At 56.2% G+C, this 9579-nt stretch carries 12 protein-coding genes; 9 read left to right on the forward strand and 3 right to left on the reverse strand.

Features of this window, described 5'->3' with window-relative positions; genetic code table 11:
* Positions 1–281: NAD(P)H-dependent oxidoreductase subunit E (locus ACOVRA_RS06715; RefSeq protein WP_421719609.1), on the forward strand; the 281-nt coding region annotated here is incomplete at its 5' end.
* Positions 282–307: 26 nt separating this feature from the next.
* The gene (locus ACOVRA_RS06720; protein WP_421719610.1) at positions 308–748 is read left to right on the forward strand and encodes a hypothetical protein; all 441 of its coding nucleotides are present in this window, start codon (positions 308–310) and stop codon (positions 746–748) included.
* Here ACOVRA_RS06720 and ACOVRA_RS06725 read toward each other — a convergent pair.
* Positions 713–2152 (reverse strand): M48 family metalloprotease, encoded by a 1440-nt coding sequence (locus ACOVRA_RS06725; RefSeq protein WP_421719611.1) that lies wholly within the window; start codon positions 2150–2152, stop codon positions 713–715. The two genes, ACOVRA_RS06720 and ACOVRA_RS06725, sit on opposite strands and share 36 nt — an antisense overlap.
* Positions 2153–2365: 213 nt before the next feature.
* Between ACOVRA_RS06725 and nuoF the strand changes: the two genes are divergently transcribed.
* The 4 genes from nuoF to ACOVRA_RS06745 all read left to right on the forward strand — a co-directional run bounded on the left by nuoF (position 2366) and on the right by ACOVRA_RS06745 (position 5335).
* Positions 2366–3670, forward strand: coding sequence for an NADH-quinone oxidoreductase subunit NuoF (gene nuoF, locus ACOVRA_RS06730; RefSeq protein WP_290806475.1), 1305 nt, complete (start codon positions 2366–2368; stop codon positions 3668–3670).
* A gap of 328 nt (positions 3671–3998) precedes the next feature.
* On the forward strand, positions 3999–4229 hold the full coding sequence (locus ACOVRA_RS06735; protein ID WP_298230553.1) for a hypothetical protein: 231 nt from the start codon (positions 3999–4001) through the stop codon (positions 4227–4229).
* Positions 4226–4600 carry a type II toxin-antitoxin system death-on-curing family toxin gene (locus ACOVRA_RS06740; protein ID WP_421719612.1) on the forward strand — a complete coding sequence of 125 codons (375 nt, stop codon included), beginning with the start codon at positions 4226–4228 and terminating at the stop codon, positions 4598–4600. The genes ACOVRA_RS06735 and ACOVRA_RS06740 overlap by 4 nt, the downstream gene beginning before the upstream one ends.
* Positions 4601–4723: 123 nt before the next feature.
* Positions 4724–5335 (forward strand): hypothetical protein, encoded by a 612-nt coding sequence (locus ACOVRA_RS06745; RefSeq protein WP_421719613.1) that lies wholly within the window; start codon positions 4724–4726, stop codon positions 5333–5335.
* A 17-nt stretch (positions 5336–5352) separates the two neighbouring features.
* Here the strand turns inward: ACOVRA_RS06745 and ACOVRA_RS06750 are convergent, their stop codons facing one another.
* The gene (locus tag ACOVRA_RS06750; RefSeq protein WP_421719614.1) at positions 5353–6066 is read right to left on the reverse strand and encodes an RES family NAD+ phosphorylase; all 714 of its coding nucleotides are present in this window, start codon (positions 6064–6066) and stop codon (positions 5353–5355) included.
* Between the two features lie 5 nt (positions 6067–6071).
* A complete protein-coding gene (locus ACOVRA_RS06755; RefSeq protein ID WP_421719615.1) occupies positions 6072–6485 on the reverse strand; it encodes an MbcA/ParS/Xre antitoxin family protein in 414 nt (137 codons plus the stop codon).
* 148 nt (positions 6486–6633) lie between these two features.
* On the opposite strand from ACOVRA_RS06755, the gene ACOVRA_RS06760 reads away from it, so the two are divergent.
* The 3 genes from ACOVRA_RS06760 to ACOVRA_RS06770 form a co-directional block, all read left to right on the forward strand.
* Positions 6634–6870, forward strand: a complete 237-nt coding sequence (locus ACOVRA_RS06760) for a hypothetical protein (protein WP_298230548.1) — start codon at positions 6634–6636, stop codon at positions 6868–6870.
* Entirely contained in the window at positions 6867–8951 is a 2085-nt protein-coding gene (gene nuoG, locus ACOVRA_RS06765) for an NADH-quinone oxidoreductase subunit NuoG (RefSeq protein WP_421719616.1), read from the forward strand. The genes ACOVRA_RS06760 and nuoG overlap by 4 nt, the downstream gene beginning before the upstream one ends.
* A gap of 78 nt (positions 8952–9029) precedes the next feature.
* The coding region (locus tag ACOVRA_RS06770) for a complex I subunit 1/NuoH family protein (RefSeq protein WP_421719617.1) at positions 9030–9579 on the forward strand (550 nt) is incomplete at its 3' end.

Here is a 9579-nt window from a genome sequence, read left to right on the forward strand (position 1 = left end):
CAGATGGCTTATTCTCGTGGGAAGAAATGGAATGCATGGGCGCGTGCGCCAATGCGCCCATCGTCGCCATCCACGATTATTATCATGAAGATCTGACGGCCGAGAGCTTTAGCGCCCTCATCGATGACTTGGCCGCTGGCAAAGACGTGACGCCCGGTTCTGCCATTGGCCGTTTGACCAGTGCGCCAGATGGTGGCCCCAATGTCTTGAATGACGAGACCTTGTTTGACGGCAGCCTCGCCAAGAAGATCATGCTGCCAAACCTGCCCGAGAAGGCCTGAACGACGGGCAGGGGGCGGGCTTCCCCATGAGCACGGGTTCCAAGCCGCCCTATCTGCGCCCGCAGGATGATCCAAATCGCGTCGGAATTCCGATCACTTCTGATGCCGCCTTTTGGGCGTCTATGATGTTATCATGGGTGGCCCAATCCCTCGACCATTTGCTCGAGGTCGACAAATGGGCGGTGAATTTGACGGCTGTTGTAGGCATTGGCTTGATTGGAATCGCCATTTTCAAGGGGCTGGAGCGGCCTTTGCCGACCGGCATGCGCCTACCCCGCAAGCAGGCATGGATCATGCTGGCCGTGATGATTGCCGTCACCGGAGCGTGGGCTTGGTTTGGTCTCATTTACACCCGCGACGTACCAGCTCGCTTGGTTTACGGCGTGTGCGCCAGCCTAACAGCGTGGAGTGCGTTTGCGACCTATCGGGCTTTAGCGACCAGCGGGGCTAAAGCGGACGATCTTTAAAAGCTCACCGGGCCTTAATGGCCGCTCCGCACTCATGCCATTGATCATCAGGAAGCGCTCGGTCTTGAAGTCTGGATAGGCCATGCGGGCAGAGAGGCTTGCGACCGTGTCGCCGGCCCGCACCGTCACAATTTCAAGCTCGCGCGGGCGCAGAGCGGCAATTTCGGTGGCTGATAACTCGCGAAAGGTCTGGGTGATCGGGAAGGTGGGCGACAGGCCGTCTGCCGGGCCCATCATCACGAAGTGAAACGCCCGCCCATTGAGGCTATAAGCAATCACGCCAACATCGACGAGGCCAGAGCGGGTTTGCGCACGGGCAAGGAGCGTCACAGTCGGCATGCCATTGGTGGTGCCCGGCGTCGCAATGCCTATGTTTGCCGGCGTTTGGCCTAAGGTTTCTTTCGCTTTGGCAATCGCATAGGCGTCCAAGCCACCCGTCAACGGCATCCCGCCGCCAAAGCGACCCTTAAGGCTGTTTGGGCCTTCAATTTCAACGGCTTCAGTGGTGTTGTTAAGAGAAAAACCCTGCGGCACCTCAAAGGTGATTTTCATGCTGGGATGGGAGAAGCGCCGCCCATCGACAAAGCCTTGCTCTGGATCATCGCCCACACGAAGGCCTGATAATGCGGTCAAATAGGGCCGGACTAATTCTGGCGGCACATCGCGGCTGGCTTTGGCGGCTCTGGCGGCATTGGCGGTGCGCGCCACGCGTTCGGTGGTAATCGGGTGACTGCGAGCCCAAGTCGGCACGTCGCGCGACTGGCGGTTTTTCACTTTGGCATCAAGGGCTTCCTGGGCAGCCAAAGCTGCTAACATGTCGGATGCCGCATAGAGATTATAGCCATTGGCTTGGAGATAGCGCACACCATAATCATCGGACTCATTTTCCTGCTTGCGCGAGTAGCTGAGTGTATAGACTTGGGCCAATTGCCCGGCGGTCTGCATGATTTCTTCGGATTTGGTGGCAATGCCCAGCGCGATAGCCCCGATGGTGGACAGCGTCGATGCCTGTGTGCGCTTTAGCGAATGCTTGCCGACAATATGGCCGACTTCATGGCCTAAAACCGAGGCGAGTTCGTCCTCCGAATTCATAATCGTCATCAAGCCGCGCGTGATATAAATGTAGCATCCGGGCACAGCAAAGGCGTTGACGACGTCAGAATTGATCACGGTGAAGGTGCATTGGTCCTTCAGCCCTGCCGTGGTGGCGACTTTCGCGCCGACATTGGACACATAGGTCGCGACAGGGCCTGAAATCGCGCCGCCAAATTGCGCGACAATCTGGGGATGCTGCTTGATCGCTTGGGCGCGCTCATTCGGCTTGATGATTTGGGCCACAGCCGGTGTGGCGACATGTGCAGCGAAAACAGCCAAAGCCCCATGAAGAACCCAATTCTTGCGCATCACACATCTCCAAATTTAAGGCCTATGATGGCGGCATTGGCTTGATCTGGCTAATCAAATTCGCAGGGTTGCGGCTTGGACTTTCGATGACTCGGCAGTAGCTTGCCGCCTGCAACACGTATGCGCTTCAGGCTGCAAATGTCGTTGGCAGGCTGGATGAAGCCCTATAGAAGCCTATTTACGAACTATCACGCCTAGCTGATCGAGTGTTCTATGATTGCCGATAAAGACCGTATCTTCCTGAACCTCTATGGCCGCCATGATTGGCGCTTGGAGGGGGCTAAACAGCGTGGCGCGTGGAATGCCACCAAGGATATGATCGACGCAGGGCGCGATTGGATCATTCAGCAGGTGAAGGATTCAGGCCTTCGTGGCCGGGGTGGTGCTGGCTTCCCGACAGGTCTCAAATGGTCCTTCATGCCAAAAGAGGTCAAGGATCGGCCCCATTATCTGGTCGTCAATGCGGACGAGTCCGAGCCGGGGACCTGTAAAGACCGCGATATGATGCGCCACGATCCGCATTTGCTGATCGAAGGCTGCTTGATCGCCTCTTTCGCCATGCAAGCCCATGCCGCTTACATTTATATTCGCGGCGAATATGTGCTGGAGCGTGAGCACCTCGAAGCGGCCATCAAAGAAGCCTATGAAGCTAAGTTGATCGGCAAAAACAATATCCATGGTTGGGACTTTGACCTCTATGTCCACCATGGGGCAGGGGCCTATATTTGCGGCGAAGAAACCGCTCTGTTGGAAAGCTTGGAAGGCAAAAAAGGCCAGCCGCGCTTGAAGCCACCTTTCCCAGCCAATGCCGGTCTTTACGGCTGCCCAACCACGGTCAATAACGTCGAATCAATCGCCGTTGTGCCAACCATTTTGCGTCGTGGTGCGCAGTGGTTTGCGGGCTTTGGCCGTCCAAACAATACGGGCACGAAAGTCTTCTGTGTGTCGGGCCATGTGAACAAGCCCTGCAATGTCGAAGATGCCATGTCGATCCCGCTGAAATATTTGCTGGAGCAGCATTGCGGCGGCGTGCGCGGCGGCTGGTCCAATTTGAAAGCCGTCATCCCCGGTGGGTCGTCGGTCCGCATGATCACGCAGGAAATGGCCGAAGATGCGTTGATGGACTTTGACAGCCTGTCGGCTCTGAAGTCGGGCCTTGGTACCGCTGGCGTGATCGTGATGGATAAGTCGACCGACCTCATCAAAGCGATCGCGCGGCTGGCCTATTTCTATAAGCACGAGAGCTGTGGCCAATGCACGCCCTGCCGCGAAGGCACTGGCTGGATGTGGCGGGTACTCGAACGTATGGCCGTTGGCCAAGCCGAGCACCGCGAAATCGACCTTCTGCTGGAAGTGGCTGGCCAGGTTGAAGGCCACACGATCTGTGCTTTGGGCGATGCGGCCGCTTGGCCCGTCCAAGGCCTGATCTGGCGCTTCCGGGGCGAGATCGAAGAGCGCATCGACCGCTATCGCTTGGGCAAGCCCCATGTGATGGGCGCGGCTATCGCGGCGGAGTAGGGCTTCGTCTAAAGTTTGTCATTTTCAGACGGGTGCGTTTTGTGCTTCGTTCGAGGCCTGGCAAGCTTGCTCCATTCAGACGGCATAACCGTTGATCCAAACATCTGCATTGGCACGCCATACGTCCGTGGCCGCATGTGACGCGTGATTGATGTGCTCGTCCATCTGAATAGCGGTGCAGGTGCTGCTGACCTATTGAGGGACTAACCCAATCTGGAAGCCGAAGACATTGCGGCCTGTTTGACCTTCTAGGGGGGGGCTGATTTCTTGACCGATCAAGATACATCATGATACATCAAGATGGGTATCCGGATACAAGGAAACAACGATGACGCAGCCGATCCTTGAAAAGTTTGCGACCCAAGTTGAGGTCGAGAAGCTAGCAATAGTGCGCGAATTGGCCCGAAAAGAAGGTCGATTGTTGCAGTCACTCGTCGACGAGGCCCTTACGGATCTTTTGGAAAAGCGACGCCGAAGCCAGGCGCGTGCCTCCATCATGGAAGCCTATCAATCCAGCCACGAGACCTTTGCCCCACTTTATAAAAAACTCGCTGAGTGACAGAGTATCTGACTTTAGACGAAGTGCTTTTGATTCATGCAGACCAGATCGATCGATACGGTGGCCTACATGGGGTGCGGGATTTTCGGCTCGTAGACTCAGCACTTTCGCGACCAAAATCAGGTTATTATGAAACGACCATTGAACAGGCTGCTGCGCTTTGGGAGAGTTTCGCTCAAAACCATGCCTTTCTGGATGGCAATAAGCGAACAGCCTTTGCTGTGACCTATACGTTTTTAATGATTAATGGCTGGCGTATTCATGCCGGCCCTGACGAGACCTATAAGTTTATTGCTGATCTGTACTCAAGGCAGGCCTTTGTCTTTGTTCATCTTGTCGCTTGGTTGTATTCAAACACATCGAAGACATGACATTCCGAGGTCATAGACAAATGATCGGGCAGCTTCAAAATTGCATAGCTCCCACGTCATTTTCATCGTTTGACGAATAGCTAAGTGCGTGCCCAAATGCTGACCTTAGGTGAGGGTATCAGTATGGCTTTGGAGCGAATCCGTCGGGGTTGGCGGTGGGCAAAGGTGGCCTTGGCGTTAGGCGCTTTCGCGCTCGCGGCGGCTTGCACGCTACTGGTCGGGCCATATCCCATAGTCCGCGATTGGCCGTTTGGTAAGGATGTGACTGAAGTTACATTAGAACTTCAGCCCAACAGATGGTTGACTCCGCCACCTCAAACAATTCGTCTGTCGCGCACCATGGATGGTATCCGGTTTTATGCATCGTCGCTTGGCGAAGGCGACTTAAATGGCCGGATTTCGATAAAATATCTGGGCTCAAATTCGCTGGGCCGCGTCTATGGCTATGCGATCCCAAAATCAGACCTCCCAGATAACATGGAGGGGCGCAAAACACCGTCTGAACTTCGCATTGTACGGCGACAAGCAGCCTCCGCATTTTATGGCATGATGCTGATCAAAGCTACTTCGAGCGAAGCACCAGATCGCGAGCTGGCGCTCCGGGTGCCAGCCTGTGATGAGGTCTCAGCAGAGGAATGCACCTATACCACCTCCGCTGCCGTCTGGGCTCTGTTGGCGGCGAAGGTTCCCGAGATGACGTTTGAAGATATGCCAATTTACGACATTCGGCATTAGGCTATTTTGGTGCGAGATTAGGGCGTCTCCACCACGCGAAATACCTCGCCTGTCCCCGCATCACGAACCAGATCAACGCGCTCGCCGTCCCAATGATAGGCGAGGTGGCGGCCTTGCAGGGGGTTAGCGCCACAATCTGGATAGAAGAGGCCAACACATTCCCCACCTGCATGGCGAACGCTGGGATAGATGATCCCGTCAGAGCCTGCGGCCCTCAAGCTTGCCGCCAAGGTTTGCGACGCGACATAAGAATTGGGATCGAGGGCGGACGGATGCTCGGGTTCATCTAAACGCAAATCATGCAAATCTGCGTCGACGGACAGGATGATCTCTCGAAATTGCGAGGTCCAGCCGGCTGATTCCCCAGTGCGTGCCATGAAACGAGCATGGTGATGGATCGTCTCAAACAGCGCGGTGTTGAACTGGGCGGCGACATAAAGCACGCCAAACGTGCCATTGCTAAAGCGGCTCGGCCTATCGGGGCTGACATGCGTGAAGGGAGCCATGAGATAGCTGGCACCAGGGCCACCCACGCGACGCGCGATCGGCACAAGATCGAGATTGCCGATGGATGCCATGATGCGAGGATTGGTCTTTTGTTCGGCTGAGATTAGCAGAGCCCAATCTTCGGGGGCGGCAATATCTTCAAATAAATCAATGGGTGGGAAGCTCGAGCGGATAATCCGAACCGCGCTTTTCCAAGAAATGTGAGACACCGGGATATCGGCCACCTCACTCACCAACCCGCCCGCTCCGCATCGAGATAGCGGCGCACGCGCATCAAGTCGGTCAACTCACCGCCCAGCATGATGTCGAGCGCACTCGCGCCGCCAAAGGCTGAATTGGCCGCTTTGATCCAAGTATAGCCGCGCGCCGCCTCGGTAAAGATGATGCGAAGCGCTTTGTGGATGCCTAAGAGATTCGACAGGCGCGCCCGCCCATCGCGCGACAGACGACCCGGCCCCTCTGCCTTCCAACGCCGATAGGTGCGTACGGGCATGTCCAATAAAACGGCGGCCTGTTCGTCCGTCACATCCCATTTGTCGAACAGATTGAGCGCCGCCCGAAACATGGCGGCACCTTCATCCTGCGTGATAGGGTCTGCGCGGAATGCGGGGCCAGATGTTTCAATGCGCTCTAAAGTCAGCATAGCTATCTCCATTTGGCAGTATATATATCAAATGCTGCCATTTGGCAATACAAACCTGTGGCACAAACCGACAAATACATCGACATGCACGCAAACTGATCTAAGCATAATGATCGCCCGCAAACGCTTGTAAAAGTGCATCGCCCCTATGAAGCAGCCCTGCCAAGCCTGTCTGATTTTGCGCTTGATCCTTGCGATCTTCGCCCCCCTATCCATCGCGGCGTGGATCGTTTTGGCGCTGGTTTATGAGCTTGCTGTATCTGGCTGGATTTTTGCTGGTTTTGGGGTGAGTTTGGCGGTGGCAATTTGGGTCGTAGCGTCGTATCTCGGCGGACGGCGGGTCAGCTTGGCTGAGTCTGTTTCAAACGATGGGGCGAGAAGATGACGAAAATCGTCGTCGATGGAACCGAAGTAGATGTGCCTGGCGATTACACGCTGTTGCAAGCGTGCGAAGCCGCAGGGGCAGAAATTCCACGGTTCTGTTATCATGAGCGTTTAAGTGTGGCTGGTAATTGCCGCATGTGTTTGGTCGAAGTCAAAGGTGCGCCTAAGCCTGTGGCGTCTTGCGCCCAGCAGGTCAAAGACCAAAGACCCGGCCCAAATGGTGAGCCACCCGTTGTTGTCACCAAGTCTTCGAAGGTGAAGGCCGCACGCGAAGGCGTGATGGAATTCCTCTTGATCAATCACCCGCTGGACTGCCCGATTTGCGACCAAGGCGGGGAATGCGACCTGCAAGACCAAGCCGTGGCCTTTGGCCGGGCTGGTTCGCGCTATGATGAGAATAAGCGCGCGGTTGAAGAAAAGAATATGGGCCCCTTGGTCAAAACAGTGATGACGCGCTGCATCCAATGCACACGCTGTGTCCGCTTTGCGACCGAAGTGGCTGGCGTGTCAGAGCTTGGGGCCATTGGTCGCGGCGAAGATATGGAAATCACCACCTATCTTGAGCAATCCTTGACGAGCGAGCTGTCGGCCAATGTCGTCGATCTCTGCCCGGTCGGCGCGCTGACCTCCAAGCCTTATGCCTTTAATGCGCGGCCTTGGGAGTTGAAGAAGACTGAAACCGTCGATGTGATGGATGCGGTCGGCTCCAACATTCGCGTCGATGCGCGTGGCAATGATGTGCTGCGCGTGCTGCCGCGCCTCAATGAAGAGATCAATGAGGAATGGCTGTCGGATAAGTCGCGTCATGCGGTCGATGGCCTACGCCGTCAGCGCCTCGACAAACCCTATCTCAAAACCAATGGCAAATTGGCACCCGTCAGCTGGCCTCAAGCTTTGGAAGCCTTGGCAGCGCGCTTGAAGGGCGATGCAGCCAAGATTGGCGCAATTGCCGGTGACTTGAATGATGCAGAGGGCTTGAAAGCCGCTTTGGACCTGTTGCGAGGCTTGGGCGTCGCCAATACCGATTGCCGCCAAGATGGCGCCGCGATTGGCCTGTCGGGTCAACGCGGCGAATATTTGTTCAACACCACCATTATGGGCATTGAAGATGCCGATGCCTTGCTGATCATCGGCTCTAACTTGCGTCTTGAAGCCCCGCTGATCAATGCGCGGGTCCGCAAGACGTGGTTGCGCGGCACGCTCGACTTGATCGGCGTCGTGGGTGAGGCAAATGACCTGACCTATGCCTATGAGCATGTCGGCGCAGGGCCAAAGACTTTGGCGGATTTGGCCAAGGGCAAGGGCGATTTCTTCAAGCGCTTTGCCAAGGCTGAACGTCCGATGCTGATCCTCGGCATGGATGCCTTGACCCGTCCTGATGGTGCACAAGTCCTGAAGCTCGCCGCTGAAATTGGCATGAAGGCCAAGATCGTCCGCGAGGGCTGGAACGGCTGGAACGTTGTCCACCAGGCCGCTGGCCGCGTTGGCGCGCTGGACTTGGGCTTCTTGCCCGCAGACCAAGGCCTGTCCACCGCCCAGATGCTGGAAGCAGGCGCGCTCGACACCTTGATCCTGTTGGGTGCCGATGAAGTCAAAGCACCTGCCGAAACCTTTGTGGTTTATGTCGGCAGCCATGGCGACGCAGGCGCACAGCAGGCGGATTTGATCCTGCCAGCCGCGGCTTATACCGAAAAGAACGCCACTTATGTGAACACCGAAGGCCGCGTGCAACAAGCACGCAGGGCGGTATTCCCCAAGGGCGATGCCCGCGAAGACTGGGCGATCTTCCGCGCCGTCTCCGCTCTGCTTGGCAAAACCTTGCCATATGACAATCTCGACGCGCTTCGCGCCAAGCTGATGGCCGACAGTCCCAGCTTTGCTGGTCTGGATTTTGCCCCAGGGGGCAGCACGCCATTGGAGTTGAAGCTGTTGGGCGTTGCAGGCGATGTGGATGCTGCACCCTTTACCAGCGCCATCACCGACTTCTATCTCACCAATCCGATTGCCCGCTCCAGCCAAATCATGGCTGAATGCTCGGCAGCCAAGAAAGCAGCCTCTGTGGCTGCGATAGCAGCGGAGTAGGGGCCCATGCAGGATCTCGTTCGCGATTGGGGCCCGTTGTGGGGCGTGATTGGTGGGGCAGGCCAGATCTTGGCGATCATGGTCATGCTGCTTTTGACCTTGGCCTTCATCCTGTTGTTTGACCGCAAGGTCTGGGCAGCCGTGATGATGCGCAAAGGGCCAAACGTGGTTGGCCCCTTCGGCTTGTTGCAAAGCTTTGCGGACTTCTTGAAATTCGTCGTCAAGGAAATCGTGATTCCAGCTGGCGCGAATAAGACCGTCTTTATCCTCGCCCCTCTGATCACGATTACGCTTGCCTTTGTCGCCTATGCCGTTGTGCCGTTTGCGCCTGGCTGGGTGATTTCAGACATGAATGTCGGGATTTTGTACTTGCTCGCCATGTCGTCCTTGGGTGTTTATGGCATCATCATGGGTGGCTGGGCGTCGAACTCGAAATACCCGTTCTTGGGCTCGCTGCGTTCTGCCGCACAAATGGTATCTTATGAGGTCTCCATCGGCTTTGTGTTGATCACCGTGCTTCTGGTCGTCGGTAGCCTGAATTTGACCGACATTGTCGACCATCAAAAGGCTGGTATTTGGGATTGGCACGCGTTTTCCTTCATCGGGGCGTTGGTGCATCCGCAAGAAG

This window comes from Aquidulcibacter sp. (genome assembly GCF_049239865.1).
Lineage (GTDB): Bacteria > Pseudomonadota > Alphaproteobacteria > Caulobacterales > Aquidulcibacteraceae > Aquidulcibacter.

What these genes read in the sequence shown, in the direction of transcription:
- ACOVRA_RS06720 (WP_421719610.1), top strand. Translation starts at nt 308, where the DNA reads ATGAGCACGGGTTCCAAGCCGCCCTATCTGCGCCCGCAGGATGATCCA.
- ACOVRA_RS06725 (WP_421719611.1), bottom strand. Translation starts at nt 2,152, where the DNA reads ATGCGCAAGAATTGGGTTCTTCATGGGGCTTTGGCTGTTTTCGCTGCA.
- nuoF (WP_290806475.1), top strand. Translation starts at nt 2,366, where the DNA reads ATGATTGCCGATAAAGACCGTATCTTCCTGAACCTCTATGGCCGCCAT.
- ACOVRA_RS06735 (WP_298230553.1), top strand. Translation starts at nt 3,999, where the DNA reads ATGACGCAGCCGATCCTTGAAAAGTTTGCGACCCAAGTTGAGGTCGAG.
- ACOVRA_RS06745 (WP_421719613.1), top strand. Translation starts at nt 4,724, where the DNA reads ATGGCTTTGGAGCGAATCCGTCGGGGTTGGCGGTGGGCAAAGGTGGCC.
- ACOVRA_RS06755 (WP_421719615.1), bottom strand. Translation starts at nt 6,485, where the DNA reads ATGCTGACTTTAGAGCGCATTGAAACATCTGGCCCCGCATTCCGCGCA.
- ACOVRA_RS06760 (WP_298230548.1), top strand. Translation starts at nt 6,634, where the DNA reads ATGAAGCAGCCCTGCCAAGCCTGTCTGATTTTGCGCTTGATCCTTGCG.
- nuoG (WP_421719616.1), top strand. Translation starts at nt 6,867, where the DNA reads ATGACGAAAATCGTCGTCGATGGAACCGAAGTAGATGTGCCTGGCGAT.